At 63.5% G+C, this 26,113-nt stretch carries 21 protein-coding genes; 11 read left to right on the top strand and 10 right to left on the bottom strand.

From position 1 onward, the window contains the following. The first annotated feature begins 99 nt into the window (after nucleotides 1-99). The 4 genes from NCT05_RS26855 to NCT05_RS26840 all read left to right on the top strand — a co-directional run bounded on the left by NCT05_RS26855 (nucleotide 100) and on the right by NCT05_RS26840 (nucleotide 4,682). Nucleotides 100-1,116 (top strand): ABC transporter substrate-binding protein, encoded by a 1,017-nt coding sequence (locus tag NCT05_RS26855; protein WP_008347733.1) that lies wholly within the window; start codon nucleotides 100-102, stop codon nucleotides 1,114-1,116. 71 nt (nucleotides 1,117-1,187) lie between these two features. After that, complete coding sequence (locus tag NCT05_RS26850) at nucleotides 1,188-2,750, top strand: sugar ABC transporter ATP-binding protein (RefSeq protein ID WP_250503584.1); 1,563 nt, start codon at nucleotides 1,188-1,190, stop codon at nucleotides 2,748-2,750. Further along, complete coding sequence (locus tag NCT05_RS26845; protein ID WP_008347730.1) at nucleotides 2,740-3,720, top strand: ABC transporter permease; 981 nt, start codon at nucleotides 2,740-2,742, stop codon at nucleotides 3,718-3,720. Before NCT05_RS26850 ends, NCT05_RS26845 begins: the two co-directional genes overlap by 11 nt. Before the next feature lie 8 nt (nucleotides 3,721-3,728). Then, a complete protein-coding gene (locus NCT05_RS26840; RefSeq protein ID WP_250503583.1) occupies nucleotides 3,729-4,682 on the top strand; it encodes an ABC transporter permease in 954 nt (317 codons plus the stop codon). Between the two features lie 111 nt (nucleotides 4,683-4,793). Here NCT05_RS26840 and NCT05_RS26835 read toward each other — a convergent pair whose 3' ends face one another. The 3 genes from NCT05_RS26835 to NCT05_RS37270 all read right to left on the bottom strand — a co-directional run bounded on the left by NCT05_RS26835 (nucleotide 4,794) and on the right by NCT05_RS37270 (nucleotide 7,564). Beyond that, a complete protein-coding gene (locus NCT05_RS26835; protein ID WP_250503582.1) occupies nucleotides 4,794-6,215 on the bottom strand; it encodes an MFS transporter in 1,422 nt (473 codons plus the stop codon). Between the two features lie 278 nt (nucleotides 6,216-6,493). Next, the gene (locus NCT05_RS26830) at nucleotides 6,494-6,748 is read right to left on the bottom strand and encodes a DUF6723 family protein (protein WP_008347724.1); all 255 of its coding nucleotides are present in this window, start codon (nucleotides 6,746-6,748) and stop codon (nucleotides 6,494-6,496) included. Nucleotides 6,749-6,793: 45 nt separating this feature from the next. Continuing rightward, a complete protein-coding gene (locus NCT05_RS37270) occupies nucleotides 6,794-7,564 on the bottom strand; it encodes a hypothetical protein (RefSeq protein WP_502801800.1) in 771 nt (256 codons plus the stop codon). Between the two features lie 442 nt (nucleotides 7,565-8,006). Here NCT05_RS37270 and NCT05_RS26825 point away from each other — a divergent pair, with 442 nt between their 5' ends. Next, nucleotides 8,007-11,912, top strand: coding sequence for a response regulator (locus NCT05_RS26825; RefSeq protein WP_502801799.1), 3,906 nt, complete (start codon nucleotides 8,007-8,009; stop codon nucleotides 11,910-11,912). A 105-nt stretch (nucleotides 11,913-12,017) separates the two neighbouring features. On the opposite strand, the gene NCT05_RS26820 is transcribed toward NCT05_RS26825, so the two are convergent. Beyond that, nucleotides 12,018-13,136, bottom strand: a complete 1,119-nt coding sequence (locus tag NCT05_RS26820) for a 3-deoxy-7-phosphoheptulonate synthase (RefSeq protein ID WP_008347720.1) — start codon at nucleotides 13,134-13,136, stop codon at nucleotides 12,018-12,020. Nucleotides 13,137-13,312: 176 nt separating this feature from the next. Between NCT05_RS26820 and NCT05_RS26815 the strand changes: the two genes are divergently transcribed. Together NCT05_RS26815 and NCT05_RS26810 are read left to right on the top strand one after the other, a co-directional pair. Then, complete coding sequence (locus NCT05_RS26815) at nucleotides 13,313-13,987, top strand: HAD family hydrolase (protein WP_008347718.1); 675 nt, start codon at nucleotides 13,313-13,315, stop codon at nucleotides 13,985-13,987. A 13-nt stretch (nucleotides 13,988-14,000) separates the two neighbouring features. Beyond that, nucleotides 14,001-15,029 (top strand): aldose epimerase family protein, encoded by a 1,029-nt coding sequence (locus tag NCT05_RS26810; protein WP_250503581.1) that lies wholly within the window; start codon nucleotides 14,001-14,003, stop codon nucleotides 15,027-15,029. A 7-nt stretch (nucleotides 15,030-15,036) separates the two neighbouring features. Here the strand turns inward: NCT05_RS26810 and NCT05_RS26805 are convergent, their stop codons facing one another. The 6 genes from NCT05_RS26805 to NCT05_RS26780 form a co-directional block, all read right to left on the bottom strand. Next, the gene (locus NCT05_RS26805) at nucleotides 15,037-16,173 is read right to left on the bottom strand and encodes a porin (RefSeq protein ID WP_008347714.1); all 1,137 of its coding nucleotides are present in this window, start codon (nucleotides 16,171-16,173) and stop codon (nucleotides 15,037-15,039) included. 207 nt (nucleotides 16,174-16,380) lie between these two features. After that, complete coding sequence (locus NCT05_RS26800; protein ID WP_175980604.1) at nucleotides 16,381-17,895, bottom strand: ATP-binding cassette domain-containing protein; 1,515 nt, start codon at nucleotides 17,893-17,895, stop codon at nucleotides 16,381-16,383. Next, entirely contained in the window at nucleotides 17,892-18,818 is a 927-nt protein-coding gene (locus NCT05_RS26795) for a branched-chain amino acid ABC transporter permease (RefSeq protein WP_250437188.1), read from the bottom strand. Before NCT05_RS26795 ends, NCT05_RS26800 begins: the two co-directional genes overlap by 4 nt. Before the next feature lie 2 nt (nucleotides 18,819-18,820). After that, nucleotides 18,821-19,696 (bottom strand): branched-chain amino acid ABC transporter permease, encoded by an 876-nt coding sequence (locus NCT05_RS26790; RefSeq protein WP_008347709.1) that lies wholly within the window; start codon nucleotides 19,694-19,696, stop codon nucleotides 18,821-18,823. Between the two features lie 113 nt (nucleotides 19,697-19,809). After that, complete coding sequence (locus NCT05_RS26785) at nucleotides 19,810-21,048, bottom strand: ABC transporter substrate-binding protein (protein WP_372492505.1); 1,239 nt, start codon at nucleotides 21,046-21,048, stop codon at nucleotides 19,810-19,812. 196 nt (nucleotides 21,049-21,244) lie between these two features. Beyond that, the gene (locus NCT05_RS26780) at nucleotides 21,245-22,141 is read right to left on the bottom strand and encodes a LysR family transcriptional regulator (RefSeq protein ID WP_008347704.1); all 897 of its coding nucleotides are present in this window, start codon (nucleotides 22,139-22,141) and stop codon (nucleotides 21,245-21,247) included. 92 nt (nucleotides 22,142-22,233) lie between these two features. On the opposite strand from NCT05_RS26780, the gene NCT05_RS26775 reads away from it, so the two are divergent. From NCT05_RS26775 to NCT05_RS26760, 4 genes are all read left to right on the top strand, one after another. Next, nucleotides 22,234-23,010 carry an NAD(P)H-dependent oxidoreductase gene (locus NCT05_RS26775; protein ID WP_250457183.1) on the top strand — a complete coding sequence of 259 codons (777 nt, stop codon included), beginning with the start codon at nucleotides 22,234-22,236 and terminating at the stop codon, nucleotides 23,008-23,010. Between the two features lie 59 nt (nucleotides 23,011-23,069). Then, nucleotides 23,070-23,696: a glutathione S-transferase family protein gene (locus NCT05_RS26770; protein WP_008347701.1), complete on the top strand. Its 627-nt coding sequence runs from the start codon at nucleotides 23,070-23,072 to the stop codon at nucleotides 23,694-23,696. Nucleotides 23,697-23,711: 15 nt separating this feature from the next. After that, nucleotides 23,712-24,347 carry a glutathione S-transferase family protein gene (locus NCT05_RS26765; RefSeq protein ID WP_175980593.1) on the top strand — a complete coding sequence of 212 codons (636 nt, stop codon included), beginning with the start codon at nucleotides 23,712-23,714 and terminating at the stop codon, nucleotides 24,345-24,347. 120 nt (nucleotides 24,348-24,467) lie between these two features. Continuing rightward, entirely contained in the window at nucleotides 24,468-26,111 is a 1,644-nt protein-coding gene (locus NCT05_RS26760) for an acyl-CoA synthetase (RefSeq protein ID WP_250503580.1), read from the top strand. Nucleotides 26,112-26,113 lie beyond the last annotated feature (2 nt).

Below are 26,113 nucleotides of genomic sequence, written 5' to 3'. Positions count from 1 at the left end.
CGGAACGCGGTACGCAGTTTGACTCTCGCAGCAGGCAGACCGGGCAACACCAAGCATCGGCGTCATTAGAAAAAGCCTAACCATTCAATGGAGGAAGACATGCTGTCATTAGATAAGAAATCGCGCCTGGGCCTGCGCCCGCTCGCTGCCGCACTGACCGCCCTGACCGCACTCACGCTCGCGGCCGGCTTCACCGCCGCCCACGCCGCCGACGACGGCCTGCCGAAGATCCCGAACAAGAAGCCGTTGAAGGTCGGCTTTGCGCAGACCGAGAGCAATAATCCGTGGCGTCTCGCGGAGACGAAGAGCTTCAAGGACATCGCGGCGAAATGCGGCTGGCAGATGGTCATGACCGACGCCAACAGTTCCGCGGCGAAGCAGGTCTCGGACATCCAGAGCATGATCGCGCAGCACGTCGATCTGCTCGTCTTCCCGCCGCGCGAGGAAAAGCCGCTCGTGCCGGTCGTGATGCAGGCGAAGAAAGCCGGCATTCCCGTGATTCTGGTCGACCGCAACATCGATCAGTCGATGGCGAAGGCGGGCAAGGACTACATCACGTTCATCGGCTCGGACTTCATCGATCAGGGTCAGCGCGCCGCCGACTGGCTCGTGAAGGCGACCAACGGCAAGGCGACCATCATCGAGCTGGAAGGCTCGACGGGCGCGTCCGCCGCGAACGATCGCAAGAAAGGCTTCGACGATGTCATCGCGAAGAATCCCGGCATGAAGATCGTTGCGTCGCAAAGCGGCGACTTCGCGCGCGACAAGGGCCGTCAGGTGATGGAGACGCTCTTGCAGGCGCATCCCGACGTGACCGCGGTCTACGCGCACAACGACGAAATGGCGCTCGGCGCGATCGCGGCGATCAAGGCGGCGGGCAAGCAGCCGGGCAAGGATATCGTTCTCGTGACGATCGACGGCACCAAGGGCGGCCTCGAAGCGATCAAGGCGGGCGAGCTCGGCGCGAGCGTGCAATCCAGCCCGTTCTTCGGACCGCTCGCATGCGACGTCGCGCAGAAGTACGCGAAGGGCGAAACGGTGCCGCCGTGGGTGAAGGTCTCGGATCGCTTCTACGACAAGAGCAACGTCGACGCAAGCATGCAGTACGGGTACTGAGCGAAGTGTGTGTGTGACTTGCGGGCGTCTGATCGGAGGCGCTCGCTTTTTCATTTCGACGGATATCACGCATGGCTCAGACTCCCCTTCTCGACATGCAGGACATCGATATCGCGTTCGGCGGCGTCGCTGCGTTGAAGCGCGCGCGCCTGACCGTCGCAGCGGGCGAAGTGCACGCGCTCATCGGCCAGAACGGCGCGGGCAAGTCCACGCTCATCAAGATTCTCACGGGCGCGTATCGCAAGAGCGCGGGCACGATTCGCTTCGATGGCCGCGAAGTCGATTTCCGCACGCCGAAGGAAGCGCGCGAAGCGAGCATCAGCACGATCTATCAGGAGATCAATCTCGTGCCTTTCCGCTCCGTCGCGGAAAACATCTTTCTCGGGCGCGAGCCGCGCCGTTTCGGTCTCATCGACTGGAAGATAGTGCAACGGCGTGCGAGCGAATTGCTCGAATCGTTCGGATTGCGTATCGATGTGAGAAAGCCCGTGCGCGACTATTCCACCGCGATTCAGCAGATGGTCGCGCTCGCGCGCGCGGTGTCGTCGGATGCGAAGATGGTCATCATGGATGAATCGACGTCCTCGCTCGACGAGCGCGAAGTCGAGCTGCTCTTCACCGTCGTGCGCCGCTTGCGCGACGACGGGCGCGCGGTCATCTTCGTCTCGCATCGGCTCGATGAACTCTATGCGCTGTGCGATCGCGTCACGGTGATGCGCGACGGCCAGACCGTCGCCGAAAACACGATGCAGCAGATGGACAAGCTGAAGCTCGTCACGACGATGCTCGGCCGCACGCTCGCCGCCGTCGTGCATGAAGACAGCGCGGTGAAGGAAGCGAATCTCGCGAAGCGCGGTCCGGTCGCGCTCGCGGCGCAAGGGCTCGCGGCGGGCGCGAAGGTCACGGACGTATCGCTCGATGTTCACGCGGGCGAAGCGGTCGGCCTCGCGGGCCTGCTCGGCTCGGGCCGCACGGAAACGATGCGCCTGCTCTTCGGCGCGGATCGCCCGGCGAAAGGAACGCTCGATATAAACGGCGAGCCAGCATCGTTCAAATCGCCGAAAGATGCGATCGCGCGCGGCGTCGCGTATCTGACGGAAGATCGCAAGGCCGAAGGCATCGTGCCGGAGCTTTCCGTGCGCGACAACCTCACGCTCGTCTGCCTGCCTGCGCTGACGAAACGCGGCGTCGTCGATGTCGCGAAGCAGCGCGAGATCGTCGATGGCTTCATCGAATCGCTCGGCATCAAGCTACGCTCGCCCGATCAGCCGATACGCGAACTTTCCGGCGGCAATCAGCAGAAGGTGCTGCTCGCGCGCTGGCTCGCGACGCACCCTCGCCTCTTGCTGCTCGACGAGCCCACGCGCGGCATCGACGTGGGCGCGAAAGCCGACGTCGCGAAGATCGTGCGCGAATTGCGCGATGCCGGCATGGCGGTGCTGCTGTCCGCATCGGAACTGGAAGAACTCACGGCAGTGGCGGATCGCGCAGTCGTGATCCGCGACGGCGAAACGGTCGCGCAACTAGACGGCGCGCAGATGAACGAGGCGTCGATCATGGATGCGATCGCGTATGGCGCGGGCGCGGAGTCGACGCTCGCCGAGGCGGTAGAGGAAGCGAAACATGATCGATGATACGCAACGGGCCGCGCCGATCGTGCAGGCATCGGCAAAGAAGAAGCGTGGCGTGGCGATTCAGCGCGAAGTCGCCGTGCTGCTCGCGATGATCGTCTTCAATCTGATCTTCACGCAGCACTTCGTTTCGCTGCAGACGTTCAACGTGAATCTCACGCAAGTGGTGACGATCGTGATCGTCGGCATCGGCATGACGCTCGTCGTCGCGACGGGCGGCATCGACCTGTCCGTGGGCGCGTCGATGGCGATAGCCGGTGCGCTCGCGCCGATGCTCTTCATGAACATCGACGGGCCGCTCGGCATCGTGCTTGCGTTCACGCTGCCGATCGTCGCCGCCGCGTTATGCGGCGTCTTCAACGGCTTTCTCGTGACGCGACTGAACGTGCAGCCGATCGTCGCGACGCTCGTGCTCTTCATCGCGGGCCGCGGCATCGCGCAAGTCGTCACCGATGGGAGCCTTCAGGCGTTCACGAATCCCGCGTTTCAATGGATCGCGCTCGGCAAGATCGCGGGCGTGCCGTTCCAGATTCTCCTGATGCTCGTGCTCGTCGCACTCTTTACGTGGATCGTGCGCAAGACGCTGTTCGGCAAGTTCCTGCTCGTGACGGGCGGCAATGAGGACGCCGCGTATCTCTCGGGCATTCCGACCGCGCGCGTGAAGATGATCGCGTACACCGTATGCGCGGCGCTCGCCGGGCTAGCCGGGCTGATTTCGATCTCGGTGAATTCGTCGTCGGATGCGAATGTCGTCGGTCTCGGCGTGGAGCTCGATGCGATCGCGGCGGTCGCGGTCGGCGGCACCGCGTTGACGGGCGGCAAGGCGTATATCACGGGCACGCTGATCGGCGCGCTCATCATCCAGTTGCTGCGTTATACGCTGCTCGCGCACGGCATTCCGGATGCCGCCGCGCTGGTGCTGAAGGCCGCGATCATCATCGTCGCGGTGTACGTGCAACGCAAGCGAGGTTGAACGTCGACATGAAAAAGAACTTGCCGATTCTCATCGCGCTCGCGGCGCTGCTCGTGCTCGGCGTCATGCGTTACGAACATTTCGCGGACGCGTACAACATCACGTCGTTCTGGCGATACAACTCGATGTTCCTGCTGATCTCGATCGGCATGGCGTTCGTCATCATCACGGGCGGCATCGATCTGTCCGTCGGCGCGGTGGCCGCGCTCGCGAGCGTGGTGTCGGCGCTGGCGAGCCCGCATGGCGGGCTGGCCGCGGTGCTTGCCGGCTCGCTCGCAGGCCTCGCGGTGGGCGTGCTCAACGGGCTCGTCATCACGCATATGCGGATCCTGCCGTTCATCGTCACGCTCGCGACGAGTCTCGGCGCGCATGGGCTTGCGTTGCTGCTCGGGCATAACGACGCGGTCGGCATTTCATCGGATTCGAACTTCGCCGCATTCGGTCAGGGCGATCTGTTCGGCTTGCCGATACCGGGCATCGTGTCGGCGCTGACCGCGTTTGCCGGATGGATCGCGCTGCGCAGTTCGCGCTTCGGGCGGCATGCGCTCGCCATCGGCGGAAGTGAGGAAGCGTCGCGGCTGATGGGCTTGAACGTGGACCGCACGCTCGTCATGGTGTATGCGCTGAGCGGCTTGCTTGCGGGCATCGCCGGTGCGATTCTGGCCGCGCAGTTCGGCGCCGGACAGCCGAATGAAGGCGTCGGATGGGAGCTGTTCGCGATTTCCGCGGTCGTGCTCGGTGGCACGCGGCTGACCGGCGGCGATGGGTCCATCGCGATGACCGTCGCGGGCGTCGCGTTGCTCGGGCTCGTGTTCAATCTGCTCAACTTCGAGAACGGGCTCGGGTTCATTTCGCTTTCCGCCTACTGGCAGTCGGTGATTCGCGGTGCGTTTCTACTGCTCGTGATCTTGCTGCAGGCGCGGGTTTTGAGTGGGAACGATAAGGTGAAAGTGGCGCACTGAGGTTTGCTTTCTCTACGGTGGATTTCGCCGGATCCCGTTTTGCTTTCGGTTTATTAGCGTTGCCCCTGCGCTAATGGTCCAACGCGAAAACGGGATCCGGCGAAAAAAACATCAAGCATGCCGATGCTCGGGCAACACGTCATGCGCCATATCGTCCCGCTGCGTCCCGGCACCAGCACCAGTCCCGGCCCCAGGAATCCCCCGCCCGCGCAGCGAACACCCGACCGTCTCGGTAACGAACACCAACGCAACCGCGCCAACCGCACAAGCCCCCATCATGTAATACGCCGGCACCAGCGTGCTGCCGGTGCGTCCGATCAGCCAATCGGTGACCATCGGCGCGGTGCCGCCGAAGATCGACGTCGACACGTTATAGGCGATCGCCATCCCCGCATACCGCGCCTGCGTCGGGAACATCGCCGGAAACATCGCGGAGATGCTCGCGAGTTGCGGCACATACAGCAGCCCCAGCACCGCAAGCCCGATCAGCGCGCCGGCAATGCCATGGGTCATCAGCGAGAACATCGGCACGGCCGCGACGAAGATGCCGACGAGCGAAAGCCACCACACCTTCTTGCGTCCGATACGATCCGACAGCGCGCCCGCGAACGGCAGCAGCACCATCATCGACAGCATGCCGATGAGCGGCAGCAGCAGCGAGAGGTTGTCGCTCATGCCGAGCTCTTTCTTCATGAACGTCGGCATATAGGCGAGCAGCACGTAGTTCACGACGTTGAGCGCCACGACGAGCCCGCCGAGCTGCAAGAGCGGCTTCCAGTAGCTCGCGAACAGTTCGCCCAACGACACACCCGTCTGATGCTCTCGCTCCGCCGCTTCGGCGCATTCGCGAAACACCGGCGTGTCCTCCATCTTCGAGCGCAGATACAGTCCGATGAGACCGAGCGGCGCCGCGACGAGAAACGGCAGGCGCCATCCCCACGCGTGCATCGCGTCGTTGCCGAGCAGCACCGAGCAGCCGAGCATCAGGAACGCGCCGAGCGAAAAGCCCGCGAGCGTGCCGAATTCGAGAAAGCTGCCGCAAAAGCCGCGCTTGTGATCGGGCGCGTATTCGGCCATGAACGTGGCCGCGCCGCCATACTCGCCGCCCGTCGAGAAGCCCTGGATCATGCGCAACGCGACGAGCGCCACGGGCGCCCATATGCCGATGCTTCCATATGAAGGCAGCAAGCCGACGAGCAGCGTCGCCATCGACATGATGATGATGGTCAGCGCGAGCACATGCTTGCGGCCGAGACGATCGCCGAGCGGTCCCCAGAAGACGCCGCCGAGCGGACGCACGAGAAACGAAATCGCGAACGTGGCGAGGGCGAAGAGCGTGGCTTGCGCGGTACTGCCGGGAAAGAGCGCGGCCGAAATGTAGGTCAGGCCGTAGCTGTAGATGCCGTAGTCGAACCACTCGGTCGCATTGCCTATTGCCGAGGCGGCCATGGCGCGTCGAATCGGCGCGCGCGAGGGCGTCTCATCGGGCGCCGCGTGTTGACCCTGCCTCGTGGATGGTTGCACGTCACTCATAGTCGTCTTCCGGATGCGTCATGGACCCGGTGCTGCGCTCGAGTTCGCGCGCCATGCACCGCCTTGAGATCAAGATACAGACGCATGCCGCTTGCCTGGCATGTCCTAGGACGATGACGGCGCTGGGGTTTTCCCGAGCGCGCGGGCCATTCTTGCCGATCATCTATGGAATCGCCGGGGCTTCTTACCGCGCGGCTCGCAGCCTCGACGCGCTCACGGGGATGAGACGTTCCGCCTGCGTCGAAAGCGCATGTCATAGGACAATGCGCGAGCGCGGATCATGGCTCGGGATTGGCGAGATCCGCGGCGACGATGCGGTGGCCGAGCGCTTCGGCTGCCCGCCGCGCGTCCTCGCTCGATTCGAACGGGCCGATGGTCTCGCAGCCATCGAACGGATAGAGCACGCGCTTGTCGCGCTTTCTCACGACCTTCAGCGTGCCGATGTGCAGGCCCGTCGCATTCACCACATACGACGCGTAGATATCGAAGTCTTCGTGCGCGCCTGCGCCTGATGTCGAGGGGGCTTTAGGCATCGGTCTGGACATGGTTTCGCTTGATGTGATGCTGGCGCCTGACGGTCACGCGCACGTTATCGATTTGAGCGACACGTCCAGCAAATCCCGTGCCGCACTGTCCCGAACGCCTTGCAGGACGGGGCTGACGCGCGTGCGGCCATTGCAAGAAAATGGGTTTTCCGTGCGAGAATCCGGTATCGTTCGCACCCGCGTCCGGAAGCGCACATGAACGATTCGAACCCTACGACGGGCAGCGTCCCTGACAAACCTGCATCGCCCCATCGAGAGGCCGGGCGAGGAGATCAAGCGTCGATGAAAGCCGAAAACCTGATCGCGGATACGAGGATGAACGGGCTCGACCCGAGCTTCCTCCTGGGCGGCGGCGAAATGGGCGCGCTCATCCGCGGTTTCGACTGGACGCAGACCGCGCTCGGCTCGCCCGAAAACTGGCCGCAAAGTCTCAAGACGGCCATCCGCATCATGCTGACGTCGCGCCAGCCGATCTGGGTCGGCTGGGGGTCGGACCTGCTTTTCTTCTACAACGACGCGTACAAGTCGATCATCGGCGGCAAGCATCCGCATGCGCTCGGCCAGCCGACCTCGGTCGTGTGGCGCGAAATCTGGAACGATATCGGCCCGCTGCTCGACACGGCGCTCGCGGGCATCGAAGGGACATTCGTCGAACAGAAGCTCCTCATCATGGAGCGCAACGGCTTTCCCGAGGAAACGTATTACACGTTCTCCTATAGCCCGATTCCCGATGACCGCGGCGGCGCGGGCGGCATCATCTGCGCGAACAGCGACGACACGCAGCGCGTCCTCGGCGAACGTCAACTTAACGTGCTGCGCGAGCTGGCCGCATCGGCGGCGGATGCGCGCTCGTGGCGCGAGGCATGCGAACTGTCGATGAACGCGCTCTCAGGCGCATCGCGCGACATGCCCTTCGCGCTGCTCTACATCGCCGAGCCGGGCGGCGACATGGCGACGCTCGCCGGCGCGTGCGGCATCGCGCCGGGCCATGCGGCCGCGCCCGCAACGCTGCATGCGTCGCACGCGGAGCTGTGGCCGTTTCAAAGCGTGCTGCGCGACGGCCAGCCGCGCGTGGTGACGAACCTCGAACGCCTCGTCGATGCGCCGTTGCCGACCGGCGCGTGGAACGTCGCGCCTTCGAGCGCGGTGCTCGCGCCCATCGCGCCTTCGGGCGAGACGGGCCGCGCGGGCGTGCTGATCGCGGCGTTGAACCTACCGGCTTTTCGACGACGCCTATCGCGCGTTCATGAATCTGGTCGCGGGCCAGATCGGCGCGGCGATCGGCTATGCGCACGCGTACGAGGAAGAGCGCCGCCGCGCCGAAGCGCTCGCCGAAATCGACCGCGCGAAAACCACGTTCTTCTCCAACATCAGCCACGAGTTCAGGACACCGCTCACGCTGATGCTCGGCCCGCTCGAAGAACTGCTGGCCAGTCCCGGACGCGTAGGCCGCGAGGATTTGCGGCTCGTCGAGATCATGCATCGCAATGGCCTGCGGCTCCTGAAGCTCGTCAACGCGCTGCTGGATTTCTCGCGCATCGAGGCCGGGCGCATCGAGATGCATCGTCAGCCGACCGATATCGCCGTATTCACCGCCGAGCTCGCGTCGCTGTTTCGCTCGGCGATCGAAACGGCCGGCCTGCGCCTCGAGATCGATATCGCGCAGGCGCCGGTGATCGCGGACATCGACCGCGACATGTGGGAAAAGATCGTGATGAACCTGCTGTCGAACGCGTTCAAGTTCACGTTCGATGGCGCCATCCGCATCTCGCTGCACGCGAACGCCGATCGCAGCATCGAAATGAGCGTGCGCGATACCGGCATCGGCATTCCCGAAGACGAGCTCACGCGCGTGTTCGAGCGCTTCCATCGCGTGACGGGCGCGGCGGGCCGTTCGGTGGAAGGCAGCGGCATCGGCCTTGCGATGGTGCACGAGCTCGTCAAGCTGCACGGCGGCATGATCCGCGTGCAAAGCACGCTCGGCGAAGGCGCGTGCTTCACCGTCACGCTGCCCTCGTCGCGCGAATCGGCGTTCGATGCGCAAGCCGCGCCCCATGCCGAAGCGAGCATCCGCGCGCGCTCGTATGTCGATGCCGCCATGCGCTGGATGCCGGACGGAGAGCCGCCGGTCGTCGAAAGCGAGGAAGACGCGCCGCTCGGCGCGGACGCGGCCGACGACCCGGCGCTCGCCAATGCGTTGCCGGGCCGCGTGCTGATCGTCGACGACAACGCCGATCTGCGCGACTACATGCGCCGCATGCTGATCGCGGCGGGCCACGACGTGAACGTCGCCGCCGACGGCGAAGCCGCGCTCGCGATCGCGCGCGACGTGCGACCGGAAGTCATCGTCTCCGACGTGATGATGCCGCGCCTCGACGGCTTCGCGCTCGTGCGCGCGCTGCGCGAAGACGAAGCGCTGCGCGAAACGCCTGTCGTGCTGCTCTCGGCGCGCGCGGGCGAGGAAGCGCGCGTCGACGGCCTCGAAGCGGGCGCGGACGACTATCTGACCAAGCCCTTTTCCGCACGCGAACTGCTCGCGCGCGTGGCGAGCAATCTGCGGCTCGCGCGGCTGCGTCGCGCGACCGAACAGAAGCTGCGCGACGAATCGCGCACGCTGGAGATTCTCAATCGCGTCGGCACGGCGGTCGCGGGCGAACTCGATCTGAGCCGCGCGGTGCAGGTCGTCGTCGATGCCGCGACGGAGCTGACCGGCGCCGCCTTCGGCTCGTTCTTCTACAACGTGCTCGACGACAAGGGCGGCAGCTACACGCTCTACACCCTGTCGGGCGTGCCGAAGGATACGTTCGCCAAATTTCCGATGCCGCGCAACACGGCCGTATTCGGTCCGACGTTCGCGGGCGAAGGCATCGTGCGCTCGGACGACATCACGAAAGATCCGCGCTATGGACACAACGCGCCGCATCACGGCATGCCGAAGGGCCATCTCGCGGTGTGCAGCTATCTCGCCGCGCCGGTCCTCTCGCGCACGGGCGAAGTGCTCGGCGGGCTGTTCTTCGGGCATCCCGAGCCGGGCGTCTTCACGGAGCGCTCGGAGCGCATTCTGACGGGCATCGCGTCGCAAGCGGCGATCGCCATCGACAATGCACGGCTCTTTCAGGCCGCGCAGGACGAGATCGCCCAGCGCACGAAGGCGCAGGACGCGCTGCGCGATCTGAACGAAACGCTGGAACGCCGCGTCGCGGATGCCGTCGCGGATCGCGATCGTTTGTGGGAGTTGAGCGAAGATCTGTTCTTCGTCGCGAGCTTCGAGGGCGCGCTGCTGCGCGTGAGTCCTTCATGGACGACGGTGCTCGGCTTCGACTCGCAGCGCCTGCATTCGCACACGGTGATGGACCTCCTTCATCCCGACGACGCGTCCGCCGCCGCCGAGGAACTCGGCAAGCTGCGCGCGAACGGCTTGCCGGTGCGCTACGAATGCCGGATGAACCGTTCGGACGGCGGCTGGCGCTGGATCGCGTGGACCGTATCGCTCGATCCGGCCACGCGGCGCATTCATGGCGTGGGCCGCGACGTCACATCCGACCGCGAAACCGCCGACGCGCTGCGCCACGCCGAAGAAGCGCTGCGCATGGCGCAAAAGATGGAAGCCATCGGCAAGCTGACGGGCGGCGTCGCGCACGACTTCAACAATCTGCTGCAGGTGATCGGCGGCAATCTGCAATTGCTCGCGAAAGACGTCGCCGGACAGGACAAGCCCGAGCAGCGCGTGCGAAGCGCGCTCGCGGGCGTCGCGCGCGGCGCGAATCTCGCGTCGCAATTGCTCGCGTTCGGCCGACGCCAGCCGCTCGCGCCGAAGGTCGTGAATCTGGGCCGCTTCGTGCGCGGCCTCGACGACATGTTCCGCCGTGCGCTCGGCGATGGCATCGAGATCGAAACCATCGTGTCGGGCGGATTGTGGAATACGCTCGTCGATCCATTCCAGGTCGAGAACGCGCTGCTCAATCTCGCGATCAACGCACGCGACGCGATGAACGGTCACGGCAAGCTCACGATCGAAGCCGGCAATGCATCGCTCGACGAAACCTACGCGATGCGCAACGCCGACGTCGCGCCCGGCCAGTACGTGATGGTCGCCGTGACCGACACCGGTTCGGGCATGTCGCCCGAAGTGCAGGAACGCGCGTTCGAACCGTTCTTCACGACCAAGCGCGAAGGACAAGGCACGGGCCTCGGCCTTTCGATGGTGTACGGCTTCGTCAAGCAGTCCGGCGGCCACGTGAAGGTGTACAGCGAGCAAGGGCACGGTACGACGGTGCGTATCTATCTGCCGCGCGCGCGCGAGGAAGAGGATATCGAAACGACCATCGATGCCGGTCCGGCCAAGGGCGGCAGCGAGACCATTCTCGTCGTCGAGGACGATGAGGAAGTGCGCGCGACCGTCGTCGAGATGCTCGCGGATCTGGGCTATCGCGTACTGCGGGCAAAGGACGCGCAGAGCGCGCTGGCGATCGTCGAAAGCGGCGTGCCCGTCGATCTGCTCTTCACCGATGTCGTGATGCCCGGCCCGCTGCGCAGCAACGAAATGGCGCGCAAGGCGCGTGAACGCGTGCCGGGTATCGCGGTGCTGTTCACGTCGGGCTATACGGACAACGCGATCGTGCATGCGGGGCGGCTCGACGAAGGCATCGATCTGCTGAGCAAGCCTTATACGCATGAGGCTTTGGCGCGCAAGGTGCGGCAGGTTCTGGGACAACGCATGAGGGCATCGGCGGGCGCGCCTGCCAGCGCCGATGTCAGCGTGCCGAGCGTCGCGCAAAACGATGCGCTCTCGCGAATGCGCGTGCTGTTCGTCGAAGACAACGAACTCGTGCGCGATAGCACCGCCGAATTGCTGCGCACCTTCGGGCTGGATCTGACGGAAGCGGGCAGCGTCGATGAAGCGCTGGCGCTCATGCGCGAGCATCGCTTCGAATTGCTGCTGACGGATGTGGATCTTGCCGGGCAGTCCGGCGTGGAACTGGCTATCGCGGCGTGCCGCAAAACGCCGGGACTGGGCGTCGTGTTCGTGACGGGCTACGACCTCGCGCTCAGCGAGGACGAGCGTCGCGCATTGCCGAAGTCGATTCAGTTGAAGAAGCCATTCGATCCGCTGGCGTTGCTCAATGCGCTGAATGCGGCGGTGGCGCGGTAGGGGCTTGTCACATCACGCGATCATCGAACTCCGATGCATCGCCCGTCGTCGCCGTGAATGCGGCGAACGGAAACGCTTCCCTTGCCGCGCCCACGCTTCTTGTCATCAGCCCGCGCGGCGTTTTCTCACTGCTTGAGCGAGCAGTTCGAGCACAGGTTCGCTTTGCGTCCAGCCAAGGCATGCATCGGTGATCGATACGCCGTGCTTGAGCGGCACGCCCGGCTTCTGATCCTGACGGCCCTCTTCCAGATGACTCTCGATCATCACGCCGGTAATGCGCCGTTCGCCCGCCTCCAGTTGCCGCGCGATGTCCTGCGCGACATCGACCTGACGCAGATGCGACTTGTTCGAGTTGGCGTGCGAGCAATCGATCATCACCTGTTCGCGCTGGCCGAGCTTGGAGAGCGCGCCGCACGCCGCCGCGACGCTTTCGGCGTCGTAGTTCGGCCCCTTCTTGCCGCCGCGCAGAATGACGTGGCAGTCGTCGTTTCCGCGCGTCTCGAAGATCGCCGCCATGCCCATCTTTGTCATGCCCATGAACGCGTGGCTCGCGCGCGCCGCGACGATTGCGTCGGCGGCAACCTGCACGCCGCCATCGGTGCCGTTCTTGAAGCCGATTGGACAAGAAAGCCCCGACGCAAGCTGACGATGACTCTGGCTCTCCGTCGTGCGCGCGCCGATCGCGCCCCACGCGATGAGATCGGCGATGTATTGCGGGCTGAGCAGATCGAGGAACTCGGTCGCGGTGGGCAGACCGAGGCCGCTGATGTCGAGAAGCAGTTCGCGCGCGCGGCGCAGTCCTTCGTTGATGCGGAAGCTGCCATCGAGACGCGGATCGTTGATATAGCCCTTCCAGCCTACCGTCGTGCGCGGCTTTTCGAAGTACACGCGCATCACGATGAAGAGATCGTTACGCAGTTCGTACGCCACTTTCTTCAGACGCTCTGCGTATTCCATCGCCTGATCGTGATCGTGGATGGAACACGGACCGATGACGACGACGAGCCTGTCATCGCGGCCATGCAGAATATTCGCAATGGCCGCGCGGCTTTCCTCGACGAGGGTCTGCACGCCGGGCGTGACCGGCAGTTCATCGAGCAGCAACGCGGGCGAGATCAGCGGACGCACCGCGCCGATGCGCGTATCGTCGATGCGGGTCGTGTCTTGCGTGGAGTCGGCCACGCCTGCCTCCTGATCGCGGGAGGGATTGTCGATGCGGGTCAAGATAGGCTCCGTGATGCGTAATTGATGCAAAATTCAGGGACTTCATGCGGCGATTCCGCGGTATAACCGGCTCGCGGCGCAAACATCCATTATCGCACCTGGAACAGCCTGTTCGCCCGATCGTGCGTATGATGAAGCGATACGACACGCCCGAACTCGATCAAAGGGAGCAGACCATGCGCATCGAAACATCATTTCTATTCGACCTCGACGGCACGCTCGTCGACAGCGTCTATCAACATGTGCTCGCGTGGAAAGAAGCGCTCGACGCCGAGGGCATCGAGTTGTCGGTGTGGCGCATTCACCGCAAGATCGGCATGAGCGGCGGACTCTTCACCAATCAGTTACTGCGCGAGACGCACGGCGAGATCAGCGCGGATCGCGTCGAGCGGCTGCGTCAGTTGCATGCGGAGGCGTACAAGCGGCTGCGCGCGCAGGTGTGTCCGCTGCCCGGCGCGCGCGAATTGCTGCAGGCGTTGACGAACGCCGGCACGCGCTGGGCCATCGCGACGAGCGGGCGCATGGAAACCGCGCAGGTCAATCTCGAAGCATTGGGCGTCGATCCGTCGAAGCAAGTGGTCGTTACGCGCGACATGGTGAAGTACGCAAAGCCCGATCCGGATCTGTTCCTCGCCGCCGCCGAGCGTCTGAACGTGCCGATCGAGCATACGGTCGTCGTCGGCGACAGCATCTGGGACATGCTGGCCGCGCGCCGTTGCCGCTCGCTCGGCGTCGGCTTGCTGTCGGGCGGTTATGGCAGCGATGAACTCGAGCGCTCCGGCGCGTTGCGCGTGTATGAAGATCCAGCGGACTTACTGTTGCATCTCGATGAAGTCGCGGCGCGGCCATGAGATGATCTCGCGCATGACGACCTCTTCTTCCATCGACGTTCGCCCCTGGGGCGACGCGAATCTCTACACGTTGCGCAATGCATCGGGCATGTCTGTCGATATCAGCGACCTCGGCGCGACGCTCGTTTCATGGCTCGCGCCCGATCGCGATGGACATCTCGCCAATGTCCTGCTCGGTCACGACATGCCCGACGATTACCGCAACGGCAGCGCGTTCATGGGCGCGATCATCGGGCGCTGGGCGAATCGCATCCGCGATGCGCGCTTCGTGCTCGATGGCATCGCGCATCAGGCGGAGCGCAACGAAGGCGCGAATCTTCTGCATGGCGGCTCGGCGGGTTTTCATCGGCAGATGTGGCGTGTGCAGGCGGCGAACGGCGCGCTCGTCATGACGCTGCAATCGCCTGCGGGCGCTTCTGGCTTTCCCGGCAATGTGGATGTGACCGTGCGCTATGCGCTCGATGACGACGGCACGTTATCGATCGATTACGAAGCTCGCACCGATGCGCCGACGCCCATCAACCTGACCAATCACGCGTACTTCAATTTGAACGACGGCGCGAGCATTCGCGACCATGAGATATCGATTGCATCGGATACGTACTTCGCAATCGATGCGACCTCGATTCCAATCGCGCGCGAAAGCGTCGGGGACAGCGCGTTCGATTTGCGCGCGCCTGCATCGATCGGTACGCGTCTCGATGCGGTTCATCCGCAACTCGCGATCGCGGGCGGCTTCGATCATTGCTACGTGTTGAGCGACCAAGCGAACGAACCGCGCACGGTCGCTGTGCTGTTCGATCCATCGAGCGGACGCGAACTGAGCGTGTCGACCGATGCGCGCGGCTTGCAGTTCTACTCGGGGAATTATCTGGAAGATGTGCCCGCGCGCGGCGGTTCGCGTTATCGCAAGCAGGCGGGACTGTGCCTGGAAGCGGGCGGCTTTCCCAACGAGATCAACATGCAAGACAGCGAGCGCGCTGTCTTGCGGCCCGGCGACGTGTATCGTCAGCGCACGCGCTATACATTGCGCGTGCGCTGAAGCGTCATCAGAAGATGTTGCGCAAGCCGATCGACACGCCGGTCTGATTCGAGCGGCCCGGCAGTTCGACATCCGCCGCGCCCGTCACCTTGTTGAAGTCCACGGTGCCGTAGACTTCCGTGCGCTTCGACAGCGCGTACTCCGCCAGCGCGACGCCCGTATAGCGATTGCCGCTGCCCGTCGCGCCGCCGCCGATGGCCGCGTTCTTCATGTGGTCGTAGTAGAACGCGCCCGTGAGCAACAGCGCCGGCGTGACCTGATAGGTGACGCCCGCGAACGGGCCATCGTCGCGACGGCCCGAGCCTTTCAAAATATCCGTGCCCGATACGAGGCCACGCTGTTGCAGGATGCTGTCGACGAAGCCGGTGTCATCGGTCGAATGCAGATAGCCGACATAGAGCTTCGCCGCGCCGATCGCATAGACCGCGTTCGCGTTCCAGATCTTCTGCTTGTTCGCGGCGTTGTCGCTGTTCTGCTGATAGCCGCCGCCGATGGACAGCGGGCCCATCGCATACGACGCCGTGAAGCCGTACATGTTGCCCGCGCCCATATGACCCGGAACCTGGCCCGAGAAGCCGCCCGCGCCCGTCGACGTATAGTTCGTGCCGAACGAGTACATCGCGCCGATCGTGAGGCCCGCGAACGTGCCGTTGTACTTGACGGCGTTATCCGCATAGAGACCCGCGCCCAACGCAACCGGCAACCATGCGTTCTCGAAGTAATTGCCGACCGTGAGCGGATCGTAGACGTCACCGAGCATGTCGAAGAGCGGCGTCTTCTGACGGCCGAGCGTCAGCGTGCCATATGGATTCGACAGGCCGACGAAAGCCGCGCGATTGAATGCGCGAGCGCTGTCGGAGTATTGGCCGTTTTCCAGTTCCACGCCGCTTTCCAGCTGGAAGATCGCTTTCAGGCCGCCACCGAGATCTTCGACGCCTTTGAAGCCGATGCGGCTATTGGTAATGGCGCCGTTCGTCATGAACAGCTTGCCGTCGTTGTTGGCGTTGGCGTTCGTGAGGTAACGCACGCTGACATCGGCGACGCCGTACAGCGTGACCGAGCTTTGCGCGAATGCGGATTGACACGCGAGCGCGACGACCGACGCGCCGATGCCCGCGATGGCACGCGATGTGAATGTCTTCATGATGTATTGGGAGCGCGTATTCGTTAGCCGTTTTTCATGGCTTCGACGCGTCGCCTTTCAGATAACTGTCTTGGCTAAAGCAGCTTGGCGCGACGCATCGAAAGCTCGCGGTTTTTTAACACATCAAATGACGCGATGCCCATTCGGTGCAATACGTGTGGCGTTTTAGGCAACAAGGCGCGCGTGTTTAGTTGCGCGCGCTACGCTTCAAACTTTCGCCTGCGCAATTTGCGCTGCCTCCGACCGCACCGCTTCGAGAAAGCCTCGTCCCATCTCCTTCTCGAAGCGCGACGGACTGCCCTCCCACACGATGCGCGCATGTTCGAGCACATACACGCGGTCCGCATGGGGCAACGCGAACGTCACGTTCTGCTCGCCCAGCAGCACGGTGATCGGCGTGGTCTTCTGCAGCCGTTCCATCGCCTTCGACAGTTGCTCGAGAATCACCGGCGCGAGGCCGAGCGTCGGCTCATCGAGGATGAGGAGCTTCGGCTGCATCATCAGCGCGCGTGCGATCGCGAGCATCTGCTGCTCGCCGCCCGATAACGTGCGCGCGGTCTGCGCCTGACGCGATTCGAGTATCGGAAAGAGTTCGAAGAGCCACTTGAGCTGATCGGCGCGCATCTTGTCGGAAAGATGATAGCCGCCGAGATCGAGATTCTCGCGCACGGTCATGTCGCCGAACAGCTCGCGCGTCTCCGGGCACTGCACGATGCCGCCACGCGCGATCGCCGCGCCGCTCATGCCTTTCAAATCGCGCGAGCCGTAGCGAATGGTTCCGTGATACGCCACGAGTCCGGAAATCGCATTGAAGAGCGTCGTCTTGCCCGCGCCGTTCAATCCGACGACCGACACGAATTCGCCTTCGCGCACATGCATGTCCACGCTATCGAGCGCGCGCGCCTTGCCGTACAACACGCCGACACTCTCGACCTGAAGAATCGACGGCTTGTTGCTCACGACTTCCGCGCCACGCTCGCGTGCCTCGATCTTGCCGCCGAGATAGACGCGCCGCACGGTCTCGTTCTGCATCACTTCTTCGGCGGTGCCTTCCGCGACGTACTCGCCGAGATACATCGCAAGCACGCGATCCGCGAGCGCCGCGAGACTCTTCACGTTGTGATCGACGAGCAGCACCGCGCGCCCTTCCGCGCGAAAGCCGCGAATCAGTTCGGAGAACGCTTCCGATTCGGCGGCGGTGAGACCCGCGAAAGGCTCGTCGACGAGCACGACACGCGGATCGCGTGCGATCGCCTTCGCCATCTCCATGCGACGCAGATCGGCGAAGGGCAGCGTCGCCGGATGACGATGCATCACCTTGCCGAGTCCGACGCGCTCCGCGATCTCGCGTGCGCGGCGATTCACATGCGGATCGGCGGCGAGCTTCACGAGCGAATCGGGCAGTAGCGCGAGCTTGATGTGTTCGAGCACTGTCTGCCGATGCAGCGGCCGCGAATGCTGGAACACGATGCCCACGCCCGCGCGCGCGATTCGATGCGGCAGCCATCCGGCCATCTCGACGCCATCGACCTTGATCGATCCCGCGTTGGGCCGCTCGATGCCCATGATGAGCTTCATCACCGTCGACTTGCCGGAACCGTTCGGACCGATGAGGCCGAGTATCTCGCCGGGCTCGATATCGAAGCCGATGTCCTTCACCGCGACGAGACCGCCGAAGCGCTTCGTGAGGCCGCGCACCGAAAGCAAAGGTGTATCGCTCATTCGCGCTCCCTCACACGCAGGATGTTGCCGAGCAATCCATCGGGAAAGAACAGGATGACCGCGAGCGCGACAGCCGCGACCACGAACGTATTGATCTGCCCGAGCGGACGCAGGAATTCGCCCGCGACGATGAGAAAGATCGAGCCGAGCACCGCGCCGAGTATCGTGCGCCGGCCGCCGAGCACAGCCGCGATGATGATCTGCACGCCGATGCCGATATCGACCACCGTGCTCACCGACGCCGTGCCCTGATAGAACACGAGCATCGCGCCCGCGACGCCTGAGAACACCGCGCTGATGCAGAACGCCGCGAGCTTGTGCTTCACGACGTTGAAGCCGAGCGCCTGCGCGCCGACGGTATCCTGCCCGCTCGCCTGCAGAATGAGACCGATGGCCGAGCGCGACAAGCCGAACAGAATGATCGCGCAGACGATGAGGAACGCGAGCGCGATCCAGTAGTTGTGGCTCGCATCGACGGACATCACGTCGGGCACCATCATGCCGATCTCGCCGCCGGTGACGCCCGCGAAGATCACGATCGCGTTCTGCAGCAGCAACACCGCGACGAGCGTGACGAGACCGAAGTACGGTCCGCGCAATCGCAATGCGGGCACGGCGAGCAGCAGGCCGCCGACGAGAGCGACGAGGCCGCCGGCCATCACGCATACCGGTATCGGCGCGGCGGCGTGCGCGTTCAGTATCGCGGCGGAATACGCTCCGAGCCCGATCAGGAACGTCGGTCCGAAATTGACTTCGCCCGCGAAGCCGAAGAGCAAGTCCCACGACATCGCGAAGACGCCGAAGTAATACGCGACCGTCAGCACGCCGAGGATATACCCGGTGAGCCACCACGGCAGCGTCGCGGCGACGATCGCGAGCAGGACCGCGGACCAGATCAAGCGCGAACGAACGATGTCTTTCATGATTAGCGCCGTCCGAGAAAGCCTTGCGGCCGCACATATACGACGAGCACGAGCAGCAGCAGCGCGGGCAATGGCCGCAGCGTCGGCGAGATGAGGTACGCCGTGACGGTCTCCAGATAACCCACGACATACGCGGCCATCAACGAGCCCGACACGCTGCCCAGGCCGCCGAGCACGACGATGGAAAACGCGCTCGCCGTGAGCTGTCCGGTGTTGTTCGTGCTCACGCCAAGGAACGATGCGAGCAGCACGCCCGCGATGCCCGCGAGCACACCGTAGATGGTCCACGCAAGCAGATAGATATTCGACAGCTCGAAGCCGAGCAGCGTGAGACCGCGCGGATTCATCGACGCCGCGAGCAGCGCCTTGCCCGCCTTCGTGCGATTCACGAAGAGCCACAGCAATCCGATCACGACCCAGCACACGACCGCGATCATGATCTCGTTATAGGGCACGCGCACGCCCGCGACGCTCGCGACGCCGGGAATCAGCGGACGCATCGTGATGGGGTTATCGGAGAAGAGATACGCCATGCCCTGCTGGATCATGATGCCCCAGAGCAGCGTGCCCGTGAGCACGAAGATCTCTTTCTCTTCACGCGGAATCGCAGTCGAGCGTTGAATGGGCCGCACCACCATGAAATAGGTGACGTATGCGGCAATCATCCCGCAGACCACGCCGAGCGGCGTGCCGAGATAGGTGCCCAATCCGGCTTCGCCCGCGAGCGCCCAGCCGAGCAGCGCGGATACCAGCATCACGCCGCCATGCGCGAGATTGAGCACGCCGGATACGCCGAATATCAGCGTGAAGCCGATCGCGCCGAGCGCGTAGAGCGAGCTGATCGCGAAGCCATCGATGAGTATTTGCAGTGGCAACATAGCGGCCCTTTATGTCTTCCATGTCGATGCCAACGTGGAACCGGTCCCCGCAACATGCGCCGCAAGGCGCGCGCTATCGGCAGCGCACGCGCGTCGCGACGACGCAAACGCGCTTAGTTCGCGGCTGCCTGCACCTTCACGAAGGCCGGAAACTTGACCTTTGCGTTCGCCACCGACTTCGGCCATATCGCCACTTGCTTGCCGTTCTGCCATTGCAGGTTGATGCCGGTGATATAGCCTTCGCCGTACTTCAACGCGTGCGTGAACTGATCGTTCTTGCCGTAGAACTGCCAGCGTCCGATGGTGCCGACATAGTCGGTCTTTTCGAGCGCATCGACCATCTTGTCGGGATCGGTCGAGCCTTGATTGCGATGAATCGCATCCGCGATGATGTACACGAGGTCATAGCTCGTGAAGCCGTCATACGCGGGCGATACGCCGGCAAAGTGCTTCTGATACGACTCGACGAAGGGCACGGTCTTCGGCGTCAACGCGACGCCCGGCGCCGCCGCCGATGCGGTGATCACACCTTCGGTCGCGCCGTTGGTGTCCTTCCAGAAGCTCGTGGTCGTCGCTTGCGAGCTTTGCCCCGACATCGGAATCGGCACTTGCTGATCGTGCCACTGGACGGTCGGCTGCACGCCGACATGGCTGATGCCCGTCGTGATCGTGTCCGGATGCTTCGCTTCGATCTGATTGAAGATCGGCGTGAAGTCCGACGTGTCCGGATTGAAGCGGATGTGATCCAGCACCTTGAGGCCCGCTTTCGGCAGGCACTCGAGGTAGCGCTCGTCGAGCGGCTTGGTCCACGCGGCGTCCTCGCTCATCACGACGGTCGTCTTCATCTTGAACTCGCCGACAAGCACGTCATGCGAGAAATCGCAGATCGATTGCGCGATGAACGCAGACGTCATCCAGCCGTGGAAGGTGTACTTGTAGTGATCGTAGTCGTCATGCACGCGCTTCGAGATTTCGTTGCTCGCCGCGCCCGGCGTGATGAAAGGCATCTTCAGGCGCGCGGACCATGGCTCCATCGCGAGCGCGACTTCGCTGATGTAGCTGCCGATGATCGCGACTACCTTGTCCTGACTCGCGGCGCGCTGAAAGGCACGCACGCCGTCCGATGCCGACGAGTGATCGTCATACGCGATGATCTGGATTTGCCGGCCATCGACACCGCCCTTCGCGTTGATCTCCTCCGCTGCGAGTTGCGCGGCCTTGCTGATCGAAGCGCCCGCCACCGCGGACTCTTCGCTGATGACGCCGATCTTGATCGGCTCCCCTGCCGCGTGCGCCGTGACCGTGAGACTCAAGGCCGCCATCGCCGTACCCGTTGCAATGACGGTACTCATTCCCCGCCACGTCTTGCGCTTTGACATCATCAGTCTCCTCTGTGTATTCGATCGTGGAGCGACGCCAGCCAGACACATGACACATGCAGCAATTAAGGATTTGCCGACAAACAGTAGCACTCGCCTTTCGAGCACTGAATCAGTAATAACGATAAAGACGATCATGCGAAAAGATCATCAATGCAGCGTCATTCTTTCAAACAGCTTGCGCGATGAACTCACGCAGCCATCGATGCGCAGGATCGCGATGCACGCGTTCATGCCAGTACATCGACATCTCGTAGCCGGGCACGTCGACGGGCGGCGCGACGATGCGCAACTCCGGCCAGCGCTTCGCGAGCCTCGCCGGTTGCATCGAAACCAGATCGGTCGTCGCGAGCACGGAGCGCACGAAGAGGAAGTGCGGCACCGACAGCGCGACGTGCCGCTTCATGCCGAACGTTGCGAGCGTGTCATCCGTCGGGCCGAAGAATCCGCCGCCATCGGGCGACACGATCACATGCTCCAGTGCGCAGAACTGCGCGAGCGTCGGACGCCGCTTCAATCGCGGATGATCCTTGCGTCCCACGAGCACATAGCTTTCCGTGAAGAGCGCTTGCTGATGAAAATTGGCCATCTCGGGCGATGTGATGTGAAACGCGAGATCGATCTCGCCGTTCTCCGCCTGCTTCGCAAGACGCGGCGGCAACATCTCCAGCACGGCGATCCGCGTGTGCGGCGCGGCGGCGCGCAAGCCGCTCAACGCAGGCAGCAGCACGGTCGATTCGCTGTAGTCAGTGGCGGCGATGCGCCATGTGTTGTCGGCGATGGCGGGATCGAACGCGGCTTCCGGCGACACCGCGCGTTCGAGCGATGCCAGCGCTTCGCGCAACGGCTCCCGCAGACTTTCCGCTCGCGCTGTCGGGCGCATGCCACGCGGGCCGGGCAACAGCAGAGGATCGCCGAAGATGTCGCGCAGCTTCGACAGATGCACGCTCACGGAAGGTTGCGAAAAATGAAGGCGCTCGGCTGCACGCGTGACGTTCTGTTCGGCAAGCAAAACGTCGAGCGTGAGAAGCAAGTTCAGATCGAGCCTTCTCAAGGTATTAGTCATGGAAATTCCTGCAATTTCAGATATTCATTTCCAATATACCCGAGAGGCTCTTAAGCTGGTCTCCATTCCAGAAACGAAGTGGAGAAAGCCTCATGAATGTGCTGATCGTGTATGCCCATCCGGAACGCCGCTCGCTGAACGGCGCCATCAATGATTTCACCGTAGAGCGTTTGCGCGCGAACGGCCATAGCGTGCAAGTCTCCGACCTGTATGCAATGAACTGGAAGGCGCCGCTCGATGCGAACGACGTGCGCGACCGCAAGGCCGATACGCCGTTTCACGCGAGCCTCGATTCGAAGCACGCGTTCGAAAACGGCCTGCAAAGCCGCGACATCGAGCTGGAGCAGGACAAGCTGCGCTGGGCCGACGCGCTGATCCTGCAATTTCCGATGTGGTGGTTCTCGATGCCCGCGATCATGAAGGGCTGGGTCGAGCGCGTCTATGCGTACGGCTTCGGCTACGGCGTCGGCGAGCATTCGGACACGCACTGGGGCGACCGCTACGGCGAAGGTCTGATGGCGGGCAAGCGCGCGATGATCGTCGTCACGACGGGCGGTTGGGAATCGCATTACAGTCCGCGCGGCATCAACGGACCCATCGACGATATTCTCTTTCACATCCAGCACGGCATGCTTTTTTATCCAGGCTTCGATGTGCTGCCGCCGTTCGTTCTCTATGAAACGCATCGCATGGATGAAGCGCGCCTGCAAGCCACATACGATGCGCTCGGCCGGCGTCTCGACGGTCTCTGGGACGATGCGCCCATTGCATTCCGCAAGCAGAATCACGGCGACTACGCGATTCCTCAGCTCACGCTGCGCGACGAACTCGCAGCCGGAAAGACCGGTTTCGCGGCGCACATCGACTGAGGCAAAACGCGAAACACAGCTAAGATGGATCCTTCGACAAGTACGGAGGAAGACATCGAATGCTGACGATCTGGGGCCGGGCCAACTCGGTCAATGTGCAGAAAGTGCTGTGGTGCTGCGATGAACTGGGGCTCGCGTACGAGCGCATCGACGCGGGCCTGCAATTCGGGCGCAACAACGAGCCCGACTATCTCGCGATGAACCCGATGGGCCGCGTGCCCACGCTCGTCGACGGCGACTTCGTGCTGTGGGAGTCGAACTCGGTCATTCGCTATCTCGCGATGCAATACGGCGGTGCCAGCACGCTCTATCCCGCCGAGCCGAAAGTGCGCGCGAGCGCGGACCGCTGGCTCGACTGGACGCTTTCGACCCTGCAGCCCGCCGAACGTCCGGTTTTCTGGGGCTATATCCGCACGAGCGCCGCGGATCGCGATGCGCAGCAACTCGCTGCCGCCGCGAGCGAGGTGGAAAAGCTCTGGCGCGTTATCGATGCGCATCTGAAGGGCCGCGACTATCTCGAAGGCAACACGTTCACGCTCGCCGATCTCGTCGTCGCCGCGTATGCGCGCCGCTGGTTCGGCATCGCGGAGCTGGTTCGCCCCGCGCTTCCCGAACTCGAACGCTGGTATGTGGGCATCACGCAGCGTCCGGGCTTCGCGCGTCACGTCTCGCCTGCATTGACCTGAACGGGACGGATTGCCATGACCATCGAACTGCATACCTGGAACACGCCCAACGGACGCAAGATCAGCGTCGCGCTGGAGGAAATGCAACTGCCGTACACCGTGAAAACGGTGAACATCACGAAGGGCGAGCAGCATACGCCTGAGTTTCTGCGCATCAGCCCGAACAATCGCATTCCGGCGATCGTCGATCCGGACGGACCCGACGGCCAGCCGATCAGCGTGTTCGAGTCCGGCGCGATCCTGCTCTATCTCGGCGAGAAGACGGGCAAGTTTCTGCCCGCGAGTTTGCGCGATCGCGTGCCCGTGCTCGAATGGCTGATGTGGCAGATGGGCGGCTTCGGCCCGATGCCGGGACAGGTGCATCACTTCCGCATGGTCGAAGCGGAAAGCGACCGGCGTTATGGTTTAAAGCGCTATTCCGACGAAACGCGCCGCCTGTACGGCGTGCTCGACAAGCGCCTCGCGCAAGTGGAATGCGTCGCGGGCGATATGTCCGTCGCGGATTTCGCGATTCTCGGCTGGGCGTGGCGGCATGAACGTCATCAGGTTTCGCTCGATGATTACCCTAACGTCAAGCGCTGGTATGAGGCGCTTTTCGCGCGCCCGGGCGTGAAGCGGGGCTTCGAAGTCAAGCTCGACGATCTCGGCTGATCAGGGCAAACCATGAGTCGGAGCGTCAGGCTAACGTAAGTTGCGCGCGTGATAACGATCTTCTAAGAAACGTGAGCGACACTGACGCCATCCGATAGATTCGCGCCCGAGGAGACAATCATGACCGCCAGCATGTACGACGATGGCCTTCCCAAAACTGCCGCCAACTACGCGGCGCTGACGCCACTCATGTTCATCGAGCGCGCGGCGTCCGTATATCCGACGCTTCCCGCTATCGTGCACGGCGATGTCCGGCGCAACTGGGCCGACACCTACGCGCGCACGCGGCGGCTCGCATCGGCGCTGGCGGCACGCGGCATCGGCCTCGGCGATACCGTCGCCGCGATGCTGCCGAACACGCCCGAAATGGTCGAAGCGCACTTCGGCGTGCCGATGACGGGCGCCGTGCTCAACACGCTCAACACGCGGCTCGACGCCGCCACGCTCGCGTTCATGCTCACGCACGGCGAAGCGAAGGCGGTGCTCGTCGATCGCGAGTTCTCGGACGTGATGCGCCGCGCGCTGAAAGACGTGCCGCAGGACGTGCTGGTCATCGATGTCGACGATCCGCAATACGCGGGCGCGGGCGAGCGCATCGGCGAAATCGAATACGAAGCGCTGCTCGCGAGCGGCGATCCCGCATACGAATGGTCGCCGCCATCCGACGAGTGGAACGCAATCTGTCTGAATTACACGTCGGGCACGACAGGCAATCCGAAGGGCGTCGTGTATCACCATCGCGGCGCGTATACGAATGCGGTGAGCAATATCCTCGAATGGGACATGCCGAAGCATGCCGTGTACTTGTGGACGCTGCCCATGTTCCATTGCAACGGCTGGTGCTTTCCGTGGACCGTCGCCGCGCGCGCGGGCGTGAACGTGTGCCTGCGCCGCGTCGATGCGAAGACCATCTTCGATCTGATTCGCAGCGAGCGCGTCACGCATTATTGCGGCGCGCCGATCGTGCAGAACCTGCTCGTCAACGCGCCCGACGACATGAAGACCGGCTTCGATCAGAAAGTCCATGCGATGGTCGCGGGCGCCGCGCCGCCCGCCGCGATGATCGAAGGCATGGAGCGCATGGGCTTCGAACTGACGCATGTGTACGGGCTCACGGAAGTTTATGGCCCGGCCACGGTCTGCCCGCAGCAGGCCGCATGGAGCGCGCTCGATATCGGCGAGCGCGCGCGAATGAATGCGCGGCAAGGCGTGCGCTATCACTTGCAGGATGCGGTCACGGTGCGCGATCCGATATCGATGGAACTCGTGCCTTCCGATGGCGAGACCATCGGCGAGATCATGTTCCGCGGCAACATCGCGATGAAGGGTTATCTGAAGAACGCGGCCGCGACCGAAGAAGCGTTTCGCGGCGGCTGGTTCCATACCGGCGATCTCGCCGTCGCGTATCCGGACGGCTATGTACGCATCAAGGATCGCAGCAAGGACATCATCATCTCGGGCGGCGAGAACATATCGAGCATCGAAGTGGAGGACGTGCTGTACCGGCATCCGGCGGTGCTTGCCGTCGCGGTCGTCGCGAAGCCCGATACGCGCTGGGGCGAGACGCCCTGCGCTTTCGTCGAATTGAAAAGCGGCGCGCACGCGAGCGCGGAAGAGTTGATCGCGCATTGCAAGAAGCATCTCGCCGGCTTCAAGGTGCCGCGCGCGATCGAGTTCTGCGAACTGCCGAAGACATCGACGGGAAAGATCCAGAAGTTCGAGTTGCGCAAGCGCGCGGGGTCCGTCACCGCGATCGACGTCTGATG

The sequence above is a fragment of the Caballeronia sp. AZ7_KS35 genome (assembly GCF_023631045.1).
Taxonomy (GTDB): domain Bacteria; phylum Pseudomonadota; class Gammaproteobacteria; order Burkholderiales; family Burkholderiaceae; genus Caballeronia; species Caballeronia zhejiangensis.
This window is presented reverse-complemented; position numbering and strand designations above follow the sequence as displayed.